This is a genomic window from Longimicrobium sp. (assembly GCF_048594345.1).
In the GTDB taxonomy this organism is placed as follows: domain Bacteria; phylum Gemmatimonadota; class Gemmatimonadetes; order Longimicrobiales; family Longimicrobiaceae; genus Longimicrobium.
The window spans coordinates 19437-37467 of the sequence record NZ_JBMDXM010000089.1; the positions used below are offsets into that span (position 1 = coordinate 19437).

The window sequence follows — 18031 nt, forward strand, 5'->3', positions numbered from 1 at the left end:
TCGTGTCTGCCGTGAAGTGCTTCGCCGGTGCCGGAACGGTCACTGGACCGCCTTGGCCATTCCCCGGAACAGGTGATTCGAGGCGATCAGCTCGCCGTAGGTGCCCTGGTCGGTGACGCGGCCGCCGTCCAGCAGGTAGATCTGGTCGCAGTCGGCCACGGTGGTGAGCCGGTGCGCAACCATGATCATGGTCACCTGGTCGCGCATCCCCGCGATCGCCTCCATCACCTCCTCCTCCGTCACGCCGTCCAGCGCGCTGGTCGCCTCGTCCAGGATCAGCACGCTGGGCTGGCGGTACAGCGCCCGCGCCAGCCCGATCCGCTGGCGCTGCCCGCCGCTCAGCCGGATCCCCCGCTCGCCCACCGTGGTTTCGTACCCCTGCGGCAGCTCGTTCATGATAAAGTCGTGGATGCGGGCCACGCGGGCGGCCTGCTCTACCCGCGCCCGGTCCACCGCCGCCTCCTCCACCCCGAAGACGATGTTGCGCAGCACCGTGTCGTCAAACAGCATGGCCTCCTGCGGCACGTAGCCGATGGACGCCTGCCACTGGCGCACGTTCTCCGCCGTCACCGGCACCCCGTCCACCCGCACGCACCCCTCGTGCGGCTGCAGCAGCCCCACCAGGATGTCGATCAGCGTGCTCTTGCCCGATCCCGTCGGCCCCACGAAGGCCACGCTGCCGTTGCGGGGGATGACCAGGTCGATGCCGTCCAGCGTGGGGCGGTCCGTCCCCGCGTACTGAAAGCGCAGGTCCTGCAGCGTGATCGCCTGGCGCAGCGGCAGCGGCTGCGCGCTCGCGGCCGGCAGCTCCACGCGCACCGTCTGCCGCATGAACTGCTCGTGGATGGTTTCCACCACCGCCGCGTGGTAGCGCACCTGGCTCACGGCCGAGAAGATCTCCTGCATGGCCGGCAGCAGGCGGTACCCCGCCAGCGCGTACAGGCTGAGCAGGGGCACCACGTTGGTGAGCGTGCGCTGCGTGGTGAGCAGGTACAGCACAATCACCAGGATGCCGCCGAACGCCAGCGTCTCCACGAAGTAGCGCGGCGTGCGCGAGATGGCCTGGAAGGTGGGCTGGATGGACGTGTACCGCTCCGAGGCCACCGTGAACTTGTCCAGAAAGTACCGCTCCCGCCCGCCGATCTTGACCGCCTTGATCCCCTGCAGCGCCTCGGTAGCCGACTTGAAGCGCTGCCGGCCGGCCGTGTAGCGGTCCTGACCCAGCCGGTACAGCGCCCGGCGAAAGACCAGGTAGATCAGCCCGTACGCCGTACCCAGCACGCCGGCCACGGAAAGCGCCAGCTTGGGGTCCACGGCCAGAAGCAGCACCAGCAGCGACAGGGAGACGAACAGGCGCGCGGCCAGGTCGGTGAGCGGCACCAGCACCGACTTTACCAGCTCCCCCATCTCCATCAGCACCTCCTTGCCCAGGTCGGTGCTGCTGCTGCGCAGAAAAAAGTCGTATGGCTGCGTGACGTAGCGCTCCAGCAGCCGCACCGACAGCCCGTGGGCGCTCACCCACACGGTGCGAAACTGCAGCCACTGGGTGAACCCGCGCACCGCGTTGCTCACCGTGAGCAGCACCAGCACCCCCGCGCCCACCAGGATCAGGAACTGGTTGGAGGTGTCGGCCCCCGACCACCCGTACGCCCGGCGCAGCACCTGGTGCTCCTGGATAGCCGCGGGGTTGGAGACCAGCTGCATGAAGGGAAGGATGGACGCCACGCCCAGGGTTTCGAAGAACCCCATCAGCACGATGGCGACCAGCAGCCAGCCGAAGCGCTTTCGCTCCCTGGCCGACAGCAGCTCGTACAGCTTGCGAAGCATCCGCTACCCCCTGGCGTGGCGGGCGCGCCGGACGCCGGCGTACTGCCCCTCGGTGTTCCCCGTCCGCGCAAGGTCTGCAGCCGGGTTCGGACGCAGCCCGGCACGGGGCCGCAAAGCTATCCGCGCCCGCCAACGGGTACAAGGTGGGCAGCCGCCCGTCACCGCGGCTCCCACCTGGAAAGGTCGCGCCCGATGAGCGAAGCCAGGTCGGCGTTGCGCGCGGCAAAGTGCTCGCGCACCCACCGCACCTCGTGCGGCTCGGGCCTGGCCCGCTTTCCCAGCCGGCCCACGGCGCGCCGCGCCGGGTCCTTCAATGCGTTCGGCAGCGCGCGGCCGATGCGCAGCGCCCGCAGCGCCCGCAGCACCTTTGCCCCGCCCCGGCGCGGCGCCACCAGCTTGGGCTCCGCGTTCTCCAGCGGCCGCGGCTCCACCCCCAGAAACTGGTGCACGTCGCGCAGCACGTCGTCCGTGCCGCGCTCCAGGTCGTCCGTCAGCAGCACCTTGACCTGCTCCGCCGGAAACAGCGCCAGGTAGCGGCGCAGCTGCTCGGCGTAGTACCCGGTGTCCAGGTAGGTGGTGACGCGCACCGTCCCCGAGTCCGGGAGCAGCGCCTCGCGCCAGCGCCGCTCGCCCTCGGGCCCCTCGAAGCCGATCCCCGATTCGATGCGGCGCAGGTTGTCCTTGAGCGCGTCCAGGAACGGCAGCGTCTCCAGCCCCTGCTGCACCCGCTGCCACCAGTGCGAAAACGCGCGGGAGCCGGGCTCGCGCAGCACCACCACCAGCCGCGCGTCCGGCGCCAGCGCGTGCACGCGCTCCGGGACGTACGGAAGAAAGAGGTTGGCCGGCCGCGCCTCTCCCGCCACCCGCTCGCCGGCGTAGTGCGCCCAGCACCCGCGCCAGTACGCGTCCGCCCCCCGCTCGTACTCCGCCTCGAAAAAGCGGGGCTCCTTGGGGTTGGACATGCACACGTCCGGGTGCTGCGACAGGTACTCGTGCAGCGAGCTGGTGCCGCACTTGGCCGCGCCCAGGATAAAGAGGTTGGGCCGGTCCATCAGCGCAGGATCCCCTCCGCCCGCAGCCGCACCAGAATCTCCTCCACCGCCTGGTCGACGGAAGCCTGGTCCGTGTGCAGCACCATCTCCGGCGACTCCGGCGCCTCGTACGGCGCGGACACGCCGGTCAGGTTGGCCACCTCGCCCTTGTCCGCCCGGGCGTACAATCCCTTGGGGTCGCGGCGCTTCAGTTCCTCCAGCGGCGCGTCGATGAACAGCTCCAGAAAGCGGCCGTCGGGGATCAGCGCCCGCACCCGCGCGCGGTCCTCACGGTAGGGGGACACAAAGGTGCACAGCACCACCGCGCCCTGGGCAAAGAACAGGCGCGCCACCTCGCCCACGCGGCGGATGTTCTCCGCCCGGTCGGCGGGGCTGAAGCCCAGGTCGCCGTTCAATCCGTGGCGCAGGGTGTCGCCGTCCAGCAGCATGGTCTGCACCCCCTGCTCGAACAGGCGGCGCTCCACCTCGCGGGCGATCGTCGTCTTTCCCGCGCCGGACAGGCCGGTGAACCAGAGCACCGCCGCGCCGTGGCCGTTGCGCGCCTCGCGCTCTTCGCGCGACACGTTCCACCCCTCCCACACCACGTCCGGCGACACCGCCGCCGCCTGCGCCTCGGGCGGCGCGGGGAACAGCTCCTCCGCCGTCTGCACGGGGCCGCGGATCATCCCCGCCGCCACCGTCACGTTGGTGTACGGGTCCACCAGGATGAAGCTTCCCGTGGCCCGGTTCCCCTGGTACGCGTCGAAGAACAGGGGAACGGAGGTGGTCACCTCAACCCGGCCGATGTCGTTCAGCGCCAGCTGCGCCGCTTCCTCGCGGTGCAGCGTGTCGACGTCGATGCGATAGACGACGCGGCTGACGAACGCGCGGCTGCTGCGAGTGGTGTGCTGGATGACGTACGGCGTGGAGGGGTCCAGCGGCTGCTCGCCCATCCAGCAGATCATGGCGTCCAGCCGGCTGCCCACCGTCGGCAGGTTGTTGCGCCGGACGATCATGTCGCCGCGCGACACGTCCACCTCGTCCGCCAGCGTAACGACGACGGAATCGCCCTCCACCGCCTGCGGCAGCGGCCCCTCGAACGCCTCGACCGAGCGCACCTGCGTCACCACCCCGGAGGGCAGCACCACCACCTCTTCGCCCGGCGACACCGTCCCCGACGCCACCCGCCCCGCGAAGCCGCGGAAGTCCTGGTGGGGGCGAACGACGTACTGCACGGGAAAGCGGAAGTCGACCAGGTTGCGGTCGGCGCCCACGTTCACGCTTTCCAGGTGGTGCAGCAGCGTGGACCCCTTGTACCAGTCCAGCCGCTCGCTCCGCGACACCACGTTGTCGCCGTTCAGCGCCGACATGGGGATGAAGGTGAGGTCGTGGATCCCCAGCTTCTCCGCGAAATCCGTGTACTCGGCCACGATGGCGTCGTACACGTCCTGGCGGTAGTCCACCAGGTCCATCTTGTTCACCGCCACCACCACGTGGGGAATGCGCAGCAGCGACGAGATGAAGCCGTGCCGGCGGCTCTGGGTGAGCACCCCCTTGCGCGCGTCCACCAGCACGATGGCCAGCTCGGCGGTGCTGGCGCCGGTCACCATGTTGCGCGTGTACTGCACGTGCCCCGGGGTGTCGGCGATGATGAACTTGCGCCGCGGCGTGGCAAAGTAGCGGTACGCCACGTCGATGGTGATGTTCTGCTCGCGCTCGGCCCGCAGCCCGTCCGTCAGCAGCGCCAGGTTGATCCCTTCCTCGCCCCGGCGGCGGCTGGCCCCCTCGATGGCCTCCAGCTGGTCGGCGAAGATGGACTTGGTGTCGTACAGCAGCCGCCCAATGAGCGTGCTCTTGCCGTCGTCCACGCTTCCCGCGGTGCTGAAGCGCAGCAGGTCCATCTCGCGGTACTGCCGGGCGGCCGTCTCGTAGCTGGCGCTCTCGGCGTCCCGTTCCTCGACGACGCTCATCAGAAGTACCCCTGGCGCTTGCGGTCTTCCATGGCGGCCTCGGAACGGCGGTCGTCGGCGCGGCCGCCGCGCTCCGTCACGCGGGCCGCCGCGATCTCCACGATGATCTCCTCCACCGTCGCCGCCGTGCTTTCAACGGCGCCCGTGCAGGTGGCGTCGCCCACGGTGCGGAAGCGGATGGTCCGCTCCTCGTACGACTCACCCGGCAGCAGCTCCATCCAGGGCGAGCGCGCCAGCCACTGCCCGTCGCGAAAGAACACCTCGCGCTGGTGCGAAAAGTAGAGCGTGGGAAGCGGGATGTTCTCGCGGGCGATGTACTGCCACACGTCCATCTCCGTCCAGTTGGACAGGGGAAAGACGCGGAAGTGCTCGCCCGGGCCCTTGCGCCCGTTGAACAGGTTCCACAGCTCCGGCCGCTGGTTCTTGGGGTCCCACTGCCCAAAGCGGTCGCGGTGGCTGAAGAAGCGCTCCTTGGCGCGCGCCTTTTCCTCGTCGCGCCGCCCGCCGCCGAACGCCGCGTCGGTCTTGAGCTCGGCCAGGGCGTCCAGCAGCGTCACCGTCTGCAGCGCGTTGCGGCTGGCGTGGGGGCCCGTCTCCTCCTGCACGCGCCCCTGGTCGATGGAGTCCTGGACGCGGCGCACCAGCAGCTCGCACCCCAGCCGCTCCGCCATCTCGTCCCGGTAGTCCAGCGCTTCCTGAAAGTTGTGCCCGGTGTCGATGTGCAGCAGCGGAAACGGAAACTTGCCGGGCCAGAACGCCTTGCGGGCCAGGTGCACCATCACGATGCTGTCCTTGCCTCCGGAAAACAGGAGCGCCGGGCGCTCGAACTGGGCGGCCACCTCGCGCATGATGAACACCGCCTCGGACTCCAGCTGGTCCAGGTGGCTCTTGCGGTACGAGGTCGACGGCGGGGCCTGCACCGCGTCGGGTGGAGCGAGAACGCTTTCCATCTACAGGGGCCAGAAAAGAGGAACGAAGATCACGATGGCGGCCAGCGAGACCAGGGTCACCGGCAGCCCCAGGCGCACGAAGTCGCCAAAGCGGTAGCCGCCCATGCCGTACACCATGGTGTTGGTCTGGTAGCCGATCGGCGTCACGAAGCTGGTGGAGGCGGCGATGGTCACCGCCACCGCGAACGTCCGGGGGTTCAGCTCCAGCTGCGAAGCGATGGCCATGGCCACGGGAAACAGCAGCACCGCCGCGGCGTTGTTGGTGATCAGCTCGGTCAGCATCATGGTGGCGATGGTGACGGCCGCCAGCACCGCCACCGGCCCCAGCCCCGCCGTGCCGCCCACCACCCCCTGCCCCAGCAGCGCGGCCAGCCCGGACCCCTGGATGGCCGCCCCCAGCCCGAACGAGGCGGCGATCACCACCAGCACGTCCAGGTCCACCGCCGAGCGCGCCTGCGACGGGGTCAGCACCCCCGACACCACCAGCGCCGTGGCCGCCACCAGCGAAGCGTGCAGAATGGGGACGAGCCCCAGCCCCGCCACGACCACCAGGCCAAAGGTGATCAGCCCCACGAACAGCGCCTGCCGCGACGAGGGCGGCGGCGCGCCGCCCAGCCGGGCCACCAGCAGAAAGTCGCTGCGGTCGCGCCAGCGCCGCGTAAAGCCGCGGTCCGAAAGCAGGAGCAGGGTGTCGCCCTCCTTGAGCGGCACCGTTCCCAGCTTGGCGTTCACCCGCTGCCCGGCGCGGTGAATGGCCAGCACGGCGGCCTGGTAGCGCTCGCGGAACTCGGCCTCGCGCAGCGTCTTGCCCACCAGCGGCGACGCGCCGCTCACCACCGCCTCGAAAAAGGTGTGCTCGGCGCTGTCGTACCCCTGGCTGTGGTTGTGCTCGGCGGTCACCAGCCCGCGCATGTTCTGCAGGTCGCGGACGGTGTCCACGCGCCCCGCGAACGCCAGCCGGTCGCCGCCGCGCAGCAGGGTGGCGGGCGAAGGCGCCGGCAGGCTTTCGCCGCCGCGCTCCACCTCGACCAGGAATACCCCCTGCAGGTGCCGCAGCCCGCCGCTTTCCACCGTCTGCCCGTCCAGCGGCCCGCCGGGGACCACCTTGCAGTGCATCACGAACTCGCGCAGGTCGTCCTGCAGCGCGGCGCGCGGAGGGCGGCGGTCGGGGAGCAGCTTCGGCGCCAGGACGATCAGCACGATCAGCCCGAAGACGGCCACCGGCAGCCCGGCCCTGGTCAGCTCGAACATCCCCAGCGGCGCCATCCCCGCCTCGGCCATCAGCCCCGCCACCACCAGGTTGGTGGAGGTGCCGATGAGGGTCACCACGCCGCCCAGCACGGTGGCGAACGAGATCGGCATCAGGTACATCGACGCCGCCTTGCCGCGCTTCTCGGCCCAGTCGGCCACCTGGGGGGCCAGCATGGCGACGATGGGCGTGTTGTTCAGGAACGCCGACGCGGCGGCGGTGGGCACCAGCAGCCGCGCCAGCTCGCCCCGCCCGCCGTCGCCGTTGCGCAGCGCGGCCTTGACCAGCGGCTGCAGCGCCCCCGTCTTTTCCACCGCCGCGGCGACCACGAACAGCGCGGCCACGGTGATCGGCGCCGGGTTGCTGAACCCCGAGAACGCCGCGTCGGTGTCGATCACCCCGGTGATCATCAGCAGGATGTCGGCGCCCAGGACGGCGATGGCGGGCTGCACCGTGTCGCGCACCAGCAGGACCACGGTCCCGGCCACGACCACCAGCGTCAGCCACGCCTCCCAGCTCATCGCCCGGCCCGCGTCACGCCGTGGCCGCCTGGTACACGGGGCGGATGGTGTTCAGCACGGTGTCCAGCAGCCCCGGCCCGCACGCCACGATGCCGTGCGGCTGGCGCGGGTCGGGCTTGTTGTAGCGCAGCGGCTCACCCAGGCAGTCCGTCACCTCGCCGCCCGCTTCGCGCAGGATGGCTTCCGGCGCGCAGGTGTCCCACTCCTTGAGGTAGGGCACCGGGTGCACGTACAGGTCGCGCTCGCCCTGGGCAATCAGGCCGCACTTTACCCCCACGGAGCCGGAGGGGCGCACGTCGGTGATCCCCAGCGCCTCCTGCATGCGCACCAGCAGCTTGTCGGGGTGCGAGCGGCTTCCCACCAGCCGCAGCCCGTCCGCGCCCGGCGCGCCGCAGCGCAGCGGCACGGTTTCCCCGCCGCCGCGCTGGAGGGTCGCGCCCTCGCCCGGCGCGGCGGCAAACAGCACGTCGTCCGCGGGCTGATAGACGACGCCCAGTACCGCCCGCCCGCCGACCGCCAGGCCGATCATGATGGCGAACTCGCCGTTCTGGGCCAGGAACTCCTTGGTCCCGTCCAGCGGATCCACGATCCACACCCGCTCCGCCGCCAGCCGCGCGGCCGAGTCCGCCGACTCTTCCGACAGGATGGCGTCGTCCGGAAACGCCGCCCGCAGCGCGTCGACGATCACGCGGTTGGCGGCGTGGTCCGCCTCGGTCACCGGTGAGCCGCCCTCCTTTTCCACCGCCAGCGCGGTGCCGTAAAAGCGCATGGCGGCACGCCCTCCGGCCCGGGCGGCGTCGCGCGCGGTCCGGAGCTCCGCCTGAAAACGCGGAGCGCTCGTCGTGTCCAGTTCCATGCTCTTTGTGGTACTCCAGGCGAGTAGCCGGCCCCGTGGGCGCCGAAGGCAGAGCCGGTCAACCTAATCCCTTGCCCCGCAACGCCGAAAGGGTGCGGCGGTTGCGGACACCTTTCGCGGCGTCGCCGTTCACCCCGGCCGTGGCGCGGGGGGACGGTTCTCCAGATCGCGCATCAGGTGGTGCAATCCGCCTGCACTCCCGCGCTCCGGACACCATCCACCGATCCGCATCCTCCTCCAAAAAACGCGGATGGCCCCCTGCCGCATTCCATCTACTTCCCGTTCCCGACACCCCACACCACCCGCGCCTCGCCGTCCCCAGCGTCATCCCCTCCACCCACCCTCATCCGCCCTGGGACCGGAATCCGAGGAACCGCCACGTACAACTCTGCTAACTCTGCTGACTCTGTGTGAGGCCCCATCTTCTTTCGAACGGCGCCCGCCCCGAGGGACCGGCACGAGCCAACTCCGTTAACTCCGTTGACTCCGTGTGAGGCTTATCTCTTCGCGGGGCGGCGATCACTCGGCCCGGCGCTCCGCCTCTCGCGCCGCGCGAATCACGGGAAGCGCGGCGGCGGCCGCGGCGGCGTAGCGCGCCACGCGGACCGTAGCGCGCACCGCGCCACCGGCGGCGGCGGAGCGCGACTCCAGCCAGGCCAGCGCGGGAACGCCGCTGGGGCTGGACGCCCTGACCCACAGGCGCCGCCACAGCCGGCGGCGGTCTTCCGCGCAGCCGATGGCGGCGTAGATGCAGGTGCTCAACTCGGCCTGGCTTCCCCGCCCCAGCCGCCCCACCCAGCTGCTGGCGGCGGCCACGTACGCCGCCCCGCTGGCGCGCCGCCACCGGTCCGCCGGCGCGCGGCCCGAGGCAAGCTCCCGCGCCGCGGCCAGCGTTTCGCCCAGCTGCGCGGCAAAGGGGTGCGCCGCCAGCTCGGCCGCCGCGGCCTCCGTCGCCGGCTCGCCCAGCGCGCGGACGGCGCCGGCGATCAGCAGCAGGTCGCGCAGGCGGCCGCGGCGGTGCGGGTGGTGTGCCACGGTATGTAGCAGCAGGTGGCGAAGGTGGTCGGCGGGGGCCAGGCGCAGCAGCGCGCGGGTACCGTCCAGCGGAACGGCCGCGCCCAGCAGATCCACCCCCGGGTCCATCTCGCCGATGCGGAAGTGCACCTCCACCGGGACGGTGCGGGGCAGCCACCGGGGCGCGTAGTGGTGGTCGCGCGGGCCGGGCTCGGCGTGGTCTTCGCCGTACGCGGCGTAGCCGGCGGCCTGCAGCGCGGCCAGCAGCGCGGGCGCGTGGGCGGGGTCCACCAGCAGGTCCAGGTCGCCCACGTCCAGCGGCGAGGGGGCCTGCAGCGCCACCCCGCCCTTGAGTACGGCGATCCGCCACCCTTCGCCGGCCGCCAGCCGGTCGATGACGGACACCTGCGAGCGGGCGGAAAGCACCCGCTGGCTTTCCGTGGTCGCGGCCTGGTCCAGCTCCGCCTCGCCCGCGCCGGCGCGAACGCCCGCGGCGCGCAGCGCGTTGCGCAGGGGCACGGCGCACGCCTCCACGCGCAGAAACACCCGCCACGCGTCCGCGTCCACCGCGGGCGCGTCGCCGGCGGGGGCGCCGCCCAGCATTCCCAGCGCCCAGGCGCGCAGCCGCAGCGCCTGCGCCGACAGCGCCACGGGCGAAGCGCCGCCGCTCACGGGCGCAAGGCCGCCGCGGGCACACCGCGGCGGCGCGGGTGGACGCACGAACCGCCTCCGGCGTGGGGGCGCTGGCAGGCGGTTGTCATGGGCAAACGGGGCTGCGCGGGATCAGGAGCCGGCGCGGCCGTAGCGGTCTTCCAGCCGGATCACGTCGTCCAGCTCGGGCGTGCTCACCTCCAGGATCACCGCGTCCTCCAGCGCTTCCACGCGGTGCACGTCGCCCGGGTTGATGGTGATGCAGTCGCCCGGCGCCATCTCGTAGTCGGTGCCGTTCAGGTGGTACACCAGGCGCCCGCTCTGCAGGTACATCGTCTCCTGCTTGCGCTCGTGCTTCTGCAGCGAGAGCGCAAAGCCGGCGTTGACCTCGATGATCTTGCCGGCGTAGCGGTCCTCGTGCGCGTACCACAGCTCCCGTCCCCACGGCTTGGGCACGATGCGGGGGGCGCTGAACGGCGATGCGTGGGTGTCGGACATGGATGCAGTGGGAGCGCCGGCGGCGGGGGCGCTCACGCGTCCCGGCGCAGGATTCGTTTCCAGAACGGCCGCGGCGCCCTGAGGGGCGGCACGGGAAGGGGCGGCACCCCTTCCAGCATGCGCCGCGGGTTTTCTTCCATCAGCAGCCGGGCCTGGTGCTCGCCGCCGCGCCGCTCCAGCTCGGCGCGGCACTCGGCGACGGGGCACCTTCCCCGGGCGTGGTAATCGCTGGAAAGATACGAGGCCAGCCCATGCTCCACCAGCCCCCAGGCCAGCACCGACGCCGGTTTTCCGTAGCGTCCCAGCAGCGATCCGGCGTTTACCTGCAGCGCCGCCCCCATCCGCCGCCACTCCACCGCGTCCGTCAGGTCGCGGGCGGCGTTGGCGTACCGCTCCGGGTGCGCCAGCACCGGCGTCCACCCCGCCATCTGCAGCTCGAACAGCGCCTGCATGGCGTTGGGCGGCACGCTCATGAACGGAAACTCCACCAGCACCGACCGGGTCCCCGCCAGCCGCAGCCGGGGATCGGACAGGTCCAGCGCGGGAACGTCGAGCATGATCTCCGCGCCGCGATGGACGGCCACGCCGCTGTCCTTCGCCACCGCCTCCAGCGCCGCCCAGCCGGCGTCGATCTCCGCCAGCCGGTCCGCCAGCGCGGCGGGGTTGCCGGTCAGCGAGCCGTTAACGTGCGGCGTGGCGACGACCGTATCCACCCCCTGCTCGCGGAAGGTGGCCAGCCCGGCCGCCGCCTGCTCCGCGTCCGCCGCCCCGTCGTCCACGCCGGGGATCAGGTGGTTGTGAAAGTCGATCATCGGCGCCCCTTCTCCTCACCCCGATGGAAGAAGGCGCACCGCGCCCGGATCGTCGTCATCCCCCGTCCCTTCATCACAGCCCCACGCGCACGCCCAGGGAGGCGTTCAGGTTGAAGACGTCGTCCGTAAAGTGGCGGTTCAATTCCAGGCTGCCGCGCATCCCGGCCACCAGGTCCATCCGCCCGCGAAACCACACCGCCTCGCCGCCCAGCGAGTGCACCACGTCCGAGCCGGGCCCCACCGTCAGGCGCGGGCGGGAGATGCGCATCCGCGACCAGTCCACGCTCCACCGGCCGCGCGGGGTGAACGACTCGAACGCCACCACGCTCCCCCCGCCGCCGTACGCGGAGGGCGAGCCCAGCAGCTGGCCGCCCACGGTGTGCCCCTGGCGGGTGGCGAAGTGGTGGTAGGGGAGCGCCTGGCCGGACCCCTGGTTCAGGTGCGACCGCGCGCTGTTCACCCACTCCACGCGCAGCGTCCGCAGCGCCCCGTCGCGGCTCCACACCTTCCGCCCGCCCAGCAGGTAGCCGGCGGAGCGGTCGGGCTCCATGATGAAGTCTTCGATGTCGTAGTTGTGATCCTCGCGCAGAAACTCGCCGTAGAACTCGAAGCGGCTGCGAGGGAGCGTCCAGCGAAAGAAGGCGGCGGCCAGCTGGTTCTCCGTCTCGTTGCGCCCTTCCAGGCTCTCGCGGAAGAACGTTTCCACGGGCCGCAGCAGGTGCTTTCCCTCCAGCCCGCCCTCCGGCCACGCTTCGTGAAAGAAGCGGCCGAACCCCAGCTCCAGCCCCCGCATCCGCGCCGGCGTGAACACGGCGGCAAAGCCGGTCATCAGCCGCCGGCTGCCGTGGCCGCGCACGTCCGAGTACGCCGACTGCCCCAGGCTTCCCCACACCACGCGCCCGTGCAGGCGGCCCAGGCCTACGTTCACGGGGCGGCTGGTGCCCAGAAAGGCGTGCGGAAAGCCCGCGGCGTTGGGGCCCAGCAGCAGCGGCTGGTCGATGGCGGTCCCCCACTGCTGGTTGGCGGTGGAAACGCCCGCCGCGATCCCCGCGGCGTCCACCCGCAGCGTGCTCTGCCCCGGATCCAGGTGCGCGAACGACCCGTCGCCAAAGCGCTGGGGGCGGTCGACCTGGTTGGGAAAGTAGGGGTCGATGAAGCGCAGCGAGTCCGGCCGCCCGTCCGTCAGCAGGGGAAAGTCCCGGTTCTGCGACCAGAACAGCATGGGCTCGATGCGCAGCGAAACGGCGGAGCCCACGCGCAGCTGCACGCCCGCGCTGACGGACGCCGTCAGCCCGCGCCCCGCCCACAGCGGGCCGTCGTTGGTGCCCTCGGGAAAGGCGGAGTTGAAGACGAGCCCCGCCTGCGGGCGCACGCCCTGGACGCGGAACGTGGCCGGCGCCGAGTCCGCGGCGGAAAGGCGGTCGCGCCAGGGATGGACGGCGGATTCAGCAGGGAGCAGCCGGTCCACCTCGGCGGGGGAAAAGCCGCGGATGGTCCAGGGATACAGGGGCACCTCGCCCGCCACCTGCAGCACGCGCAGGTAGTGCTCCGCGTCGCTCCCCACCACCACCGCCTCGCCGCGCAGGTCGGGGGCGCCGGTCTGCGCCAGAACGGGCACCGCCAGCACGGCGGCAAGCGCACAGCAGGCGGCCGCCGGCACCGGCCGGAAGCGCATTCGCATCGGTTCTGAAATCGGGGTCACTGCGTGCGGGACAACGCGGGGCGAACATTGGACGATGCTGCCCCGTGATGTTATCATGTGCTGCAAACGGTGTCCAGTCCACGACCTGTCGCGCCATCCACCCCGCCCCGCATGTCCCTGCGCAGTCCCCTGCCGGCGCTGCTCGCGCTGGCGCTTCTTGCCGCGCCCGTCCGCCTGTGCGCCCAGGCCGCCGGCATCGTGGCGGACGGCGGCGATCCCGCTCCGTCCGCGGTCGATGCGGTCGGTACGGCCCATGCGGACGCACCGGCGCGCGTCCGTGCGCTCCCGACGATCGGCGGCGCGGAGGAAGAGGCGGCGCGCACGGCCCAGCTGCGCGGCGAGGCGGCGACGGCGGGCTTCCTTCTCCGCAGCCCGTCGTCGTTGGGCCGGACGTCGTCGACGGAATCCGCCGGGCGCGGGCTGTCGGTCTCGGTGCTGGCGCCGGAGGTGCGGCTGGCGTGGAACTCCCGGCTTCCCTCCTCGTTCCTGGACGGCGCGCTGTGGGCGGGCAAGGGGACGGGGGCGCTGGTGATGGCGGGGGTAGACGTGCGGATGGGGCCGGTGCGGCTGATCGCGGCGCCGGAGCTGGTCTACGCCTCCAACGCCGCCTTCGACACGCTGCTGCCGCCGGAGTGGCGCCAGACGGGGACCTACTACCCGGACTGGCAGCTCGACGAGCACTCCATCGACCTTCCCTTCCGCATGGGCGGCGACGCGCTCTCCGGCATTCGCGCCGGGCAGTCGTCGCTCACGGTGGATGCCGGCGCGGTGGCGTTCGGCGCTGCGACGGAGAACCAGTGGTGGGGGCCGGGGATCCGCGGCGCGCTGGTGCTGAGCAACCAGGCCGCGGGGTTCGGGCACCTGTTCGTGCGCACGGCGCGCCCGCTGCGCACGCCGCTTGGCGGCGTGGAGGCGCGCTGGGTGGCCGGGGCGCTGCGCGACTCGCGCTTCTACGCGCCGGAACACGGCGGCGAGCGGGGATGGCGGACGTTCAGCGGCGCGGCGGTGGTGGTATCGCCCTCGCGCGCGCTGTCGCTGGGGGTGGCGCGCAGCGTCTACGCGCCGGCGGACGGGGCGGCGGACGCGCTGGCGGGCGGGGCGCTGGTGTTCACGCGCTGGGACCAGATCGGCGCCATCTATTCCGATCCGTCCGAGCAGATCACTTCCTTCTTCGGCCGCCTGGTGATGCCGGAGGCGGGGATGGAGGTGTACGCCGAGTGGGCGCGCACCCGCCTGCCGATCAACGTCCGCGACCTGCTGGAGCTGCCGGAGCACAGCCAGGGCTTCACGCTGGGCCTGCAGTGGCTGCGCCCGGCCGGGGCGGGCGACTTCCGGCTGCAGGCGGAGCACACCTACCTGGAGGAAAGCCCCACGTACGCCTGGCGGGAGAACGGCAGCTGGTACGCCAGCAGCCAGGTGCCGCAGGGATACACCCACGAGGGGCAGGTGCTGGGGTCGCCGGTGGGCCCCGGCGGATCCGGCCAGTGGGTGGCGGCGGACTGGCTGCGGGGGCGCGGGCGGGCGGGGCTCTTTCTGCAGCGCGTGCGCTGGGCGCAGGACGCCTACTACGACCAGCCCGGCGGATTCAACAGGTACCTGGCGTACGACGTAAGCCTGTTTGGCGGGGCGCGCGCGGCGTGGGCGGTGGGCGGCATCCGGATGGACGCCGAGTACGCGCTGGAGCACCGCTGGAACATCTTCTTTCAGAACGACGCCCTCAACTTCCGCGAGCGCAAGGAGGGCATCCGCGCGCGCAACCACCAGCTGCGCCTGGGCTTTACCGCCACCGCCCCGCGCCTGGGCCGCCGCGCGGACTGATCGACGGCCGTTCACGCGGTGGAGGAACGAGACGCGGATGATGACCTCATCCGCGTCTTTTCTTTATACCAAACCAGACCAAGCTGTCATTCTGAGGGAGGCGCCGCGCAACGCTCTCCTCTCGGCGGAAGGTCTGGCGCCGACCGAAGAATCTTTATCCGGAGCGGAAGGTTCTTTCCGTCACGTGGTGTTCCCGGACGTTGCCCGGGGGCCCGGCCCTCAGGTGTACGGAAGGGATGGAACAGAGGATGGGGTACAGAGGAACAGAGAAAGCCGGAGATACAGAGGAAGGAGTGGGATGTCTGAATCTCCGGCGTGACAGATGGTTCTCCGGATTGCGTGATCAGCCGCCGCTTACCAGATCGGCAAGGTGCTCGCGGAAGCGGTCGAGGGAGAAGTTCGCTTCCACCCACGCCCGCCCGGCGCGGCCCATCGCCCCCGCCCTGCCCGGATCCGACAGCAGCTCCGCGGCCGCGGCGGCGACGGCGAGGGGGTCGCGCGGATCCACCAGCAGGCCCGTTTCGCCGGGGCGCACCGCATCGGGGGCGCCGCCGTCGCGGCTGACGATCACCGGGCGGCCACACGCCTGCGCCTCCACGTAGACGATCCCGAACCCCTCGCCCGTCCACAGCCCGCGCGGCCGCCGCTCCACCCGGCTGGGCATGGCGAACACCCCGCATCCCCGGTACGCCTCCACCAGCTGCGCTTCGGGCAACCGCCCCGCGAACTCCACCCGGTCCGCCACGCCCAGCGCCGCCGCCCGGGCCTCCAGCTCCCCGCGCGCGGCGCCATCGCCCACCACCCGCAGCGTCGCCGGCCGGCCCAGGCGCTCGCCCAGCGGATGGAGGGCCCGAAACAGGATCTCGTGCCCCTTGTATCCCTCCCCCGGAACCAGCCGGCCCACGATCAGCAGGTCGGCGCCGGCGGGCGCGGGGCCGGGGGTGTAGAGGCCGACGTCCACCGACGGCGGCACCAGCGCCAGCCGCTCCGGCGCGACAAAGGGCGCCACCTGGTCGCGGGTAAAGCGGCTGATGGCGATCACCCGGTCCGCGCGGGCCAGGTGCGGCGCCAGTCGCTGGCCCGGCTGCCCCCAGACGTCGACCCCGTACGCCCACGCCCAGCAGCGCGGACGCGGCGCGCGGCCCTCCACCCCGGCGAGGATGGACGGGAGGAGCCAGGGATGCCCGGCGATGATCAGGTCGAAGCGGCCGGCCTGCCGCCGCACCTCCGCCGCCAGCCGTCGCCGCCACAGCACCCGCCCGTCCAGCGAGCGCGCCAGCCGTCCACGCGGCGGCGCCAGCCCCCGCGCGGCGATGCCACCCACCTCCACCTCGCCGTCCTGGCGCACGCTCCACACATCCACCGCGGCGCCCATCGCCCGCAGGCTGCGCGCAACCTCCCACGTCACCGCCTCCAGCCCGCCGGCGCGGTTCCACTGAAAGACGGCCAGCAGCACCCGCATCCCGCTGGCCGCCGCCGCGACGCCGCCGCTCACGGGGCGCTCTCCCGCGCCTGGCGCACCGCGCGGATCGCGCCCCAGCGGCCGCGGGCGAAGGCGCGCACCGCCGGGTCCAGCGCCACCAGCACCCCCACGCCGCACACGCCCAGCAGCGTCGCCCACGCCACGAACTGCGGCCAGGTGCGTCCCCAGCGCTCCGCCCCCGCCAGCGCGCCGCCGGCAAGGAGGAGGACGTACGCCGCCCATCCGGTATCCACCCGCCAGCCCTGCGTCCCGCCCTCCGCGCCCAGCCGGCGGTGCAGCCACCGCAGCGCCAGGTGCGCCGACACCGCCGTGGTGGCGATCCCCGCGACCGGCACCCCGGGAATGCCAAAGGCCAGCAGCAGCGCCAGCGTGGCCGCGATCCGCACCAGCGCCTCGGCAAAGATCAGGTACGCGCCGCGGCGAATCTCTCCCGCGCTCCCCAGCAGGTACGTCGCCAGGCTGGCGCGGCCCACCAGCAGCACGTTCAGCCCCAGCAGCACCGTGACAAGATGGCCGCCGTACTGCGCCGGCCCCACCCACATGTCCATGAAGGTGCGGTTGAGGGCCATGTACAGCGCCAGCGCCAGCGTTCCCACCGCCAGGTAGCCGCGGTCCACCTGGCCCAGCACCTGGCGCGCCCGCGGCAGGTTGCCGCTCCCCACCAGGTGCGCAAAGCCGGGGTACACCGCCCCGCCCACCCGCGCCAGGAACATGGAAAGGATCTCCGCCGCGCGCCGCGTCAGCACGTACACCGTGGCGGCCTCCGGGCGAAAGACCACCGCCACCAGCAGCGCGTCGCAGCGCGCCACCGCGGTGCTCCCCAGCATCGACAGCAGCGTCGAGCGGCCCAGCCCCCCCAGCTCGCGCAGCACCGGCACGCGCACCCGCATGCGCGTTCCCTCGCGCCGCAGCACCCTCCACGCGTCCACCGACACCGCCAGCAGCAGCAGGCCGTTGCGAGCCACCAGTCCCCACACCAGCGCCCACAGCCCGGCGCCGGAAAGGAGCAGCCAGAGGGTGGTGACCAGCCCCGCGACGGCGGATCCCAGGGTGGCCGCCGCGTTGAACGTCATCCGCTGCACCGCGAGCGGCAGGCTCCCCGCCACCGCCGCCATGTATCCGGCGCCCGTGGCCGCCGCCGCGACGGCAAAACACCGCGACAGCGTCCGCGCCGGGTCGCCGTGAATGCCCAGCCAGCCGGGGATCAACGGGGCGACGGCGAACCCCAACCCTACCAGCACCGCCATCAGCACCGCCTGCACGGCGACGCCGGTTGCGTAGTACTCGCCCAGCGCGCCGCGCTCGCCGCGTGCGTGGGCGGCCGCCATGCGCTGCGTCACCACGCTCGTGATCCCCATGTGCAGCAGCGACAGCCATCCCAGCACGTCGCCGGAGGCCAGCCACGCGCCGTACATCCCCGGTCCCAGGTAGCGCAGGTACAGCGGCACCAGCAGCAGCCCCTGCACCACCGTAAGCCCCAGCGCCAGGTACCCGCCCGCCAGCATCACCATCGCCCCACGGCGGCGGCTGGGCGTCCGCGCCACCCGCAGCGTCTCAGCCACGCGCCTTCATAGGGGGTTGATGGATACGACGATTTACCGAAGCGCGCGGAGCGATCCGGTGAAGAGAGCGAGCGTGCGGCCCGGGAG

13 protein-coding genes are annotated in these 18031 nt (G+C 72.2%); 1 reads left to right on the plus strand and 12 read right to left on the minus strand.

Features of this window, described 5'->3' with window-relative positions:
- Positions 1 to 39: 39 nt before the first annotated feature.
- From ACOJUJ_RS09945 to ACOJUJ_RS09990, 10 genes are all read right to left on the minus strand, one after another.
- Positions 40 to 1827 (minus strand): ABC transporter ATP-binding protein, encoded by a 1788-nt coding sequence (locus ACOJUJ_RS09945; RefSeq protein ID WP_420126712.1) that lies wholly within the window; start codon positions 1825 to 1827, stop codon positions 40 to 42.
- Positions 1828 to 1985: 158 nt separating this feature from the next.
- Positions 1986 to 2879, minus strand: a complete 894-nt coding sequence (locus ACOJUJ_RS09950; RefSeq protein ID WP_420126713.1) for a sulfotransferase domain-containing protein — start codon at positions 2877 to 2879, stop codon at positions 1986 to 1988.
- On the minus strand, positions 2879 to 4828 hold the full coding sequence (gene cysN / locus ACOJUJ_RS09955; RefSeq protein WP_420126714.1) for a sulfate adenylyltransferase subunit CysN: 1950 nt from the start codon (positions 4826 to 4828) through the stop codon (positions 2879 to 2881). Before cysN ends, ACOJUJ_RS09950 begins: the two co-directional genes overlap by 1 nt.
- Positions 4828 to 5778, minus strand: coding sequence for a sulfate adenylyltransferase subunit CysD (cysD, locus tag ACOJUJ_RS09960; RefSeq protein ID WP_420126715.1), 951 nt, complete (start codon positions 5776 to 5778; stop codon positions 4828 to 4830). The genes cysN and cysD overlap by 1 nt, the downstream gene beginning before the upstream one ends.
- Positions 5779 to 7548 carry an SLC13 family permease gene (locus tag ACOJUJ_RS09965; protein WP_420126716.1) on the minus strand — a complete coding sequence of 590 codons (1770 nt, stop codon included), beginning with the start codon at positions 7546 to 7548 and terminating at the stop codon, positions 5779 to 5781.
- Between the two features lie 13 nt (positions 7549 to 7561).
- Positions 7562 to 8404, minus strand: a complete 843-nt coding sequence (locus ACOJUJ_RS09970) for a 3'(2'),5'-bisphosphate nucleotidase CysQ family protein (protein ID WP_420126717.1) — start codon at positions 8402 to 8404, stop codon at positions 7562 to 7564.
- 519 nt (positions 8405 to 8923) lie between these two features.
- Positions 8924 to 10138, minus strand: coding sequence for a nucleotidyltransferase family protein (locus ACOJUJ_RS09975; RefSeq protein ID WP_420126718.1), 1215 nt, complete (start codon positions 10136 to 10138; stop codon positions 8924 to 8926).
- A gap of 63 nt (positions 10139 to 10201) precedes the next feature.
- On the minus strand, positions 10202 to 10567 hold the full coding sequence (locus tag ACOJUJ_RS09980) for a cupin domain-containing protein (RefSeq protein WP_420126719.1): 366 nt from the start codon (positions 10565 to 10567) through the stop codon (positions 10202 to 10204).
- 32 nt (positions 10568 to 10599) lie between these two features.
- Positions 10600 to 11379 carry a tyrosine-protein phosphatase gene (locus ACOJUJ_RS09985; RefSeq protein WP_420126720.1) on the minus strand — a complete coding sequence of 260 codons (780 nt, stop codon included), beginning with the start codon at positions 11377 to 11379 and terminating at the stop codon, positions 10600 to 10602.
- A gap of 73 nt (positions 11380 to 11452) precedes the next feature.
- Complete coding sequence (locus tag ACOJUJ_RS09990; RefSeq protein WP_420126721.1) at positions 11453 to 13060, minus strand: capsule assembly Wzi family protein; 1608 nt, start codon at positions 13058 to 13060, stop codon at positions 11453 to 11455.
- A 132-nt stretch (positions 13061 to 13192) separates the two neighbouring features.
- Here ACOJUJ_RS09990 and ACOJUJ_RS09995 point away from each other — a divergent pair, with 132 nt between their 5' ends.
- Positions 13193 to 14899, plus strand: coding sequence for a capsule assembly Wzi family protein (locus tag ACOJUJ_RS09995; RefSeq protein ID WP_420126722.1), 1707 nt, complete (start codon positions 13193 to 13195; stop codon positions 14897 to 14899).
- 343 nt (positions 14900 to 15242) lie between these two features.
- On the opposite strand, the gene ACOJUJ_RS10000 is transcribed toward ACOJUJ_RS09995, so the two are convergent.
- Both ACOJUJ_RS10000 and ACOJUJ_RS10005 read right to left on the minus strand, forming a co-directional pair.
- Positions 15243 to 16394: a glycosyltransferase family 4 protein gene (locus ACOJUJ_RS10000; RefSeq protein ID WP_420126723.1), complete on the minus strand. Its 1152-nt coding sequence runs from the start codon at positions 16392 to 16394 to the stop codon at positions 15243 to 15245.
- A complete protein-coding gene (locus ACOJUJ_RS10005) occupies positions 16391 to 17944 on the minus strand; it encodes a lipopolysaccharide biosynthesis protein (RefSeq protein ID WP_420126724.1) in 1554 nt (517 codons plus the stop codon). Before ACOJUJ_RS10005 ends, ACOJUJ_RS10000 begins: the two co-directional genes overlap by 4 nt.
- Positions 17945 to 18031 lie beyond the last annotated feature (87 nt).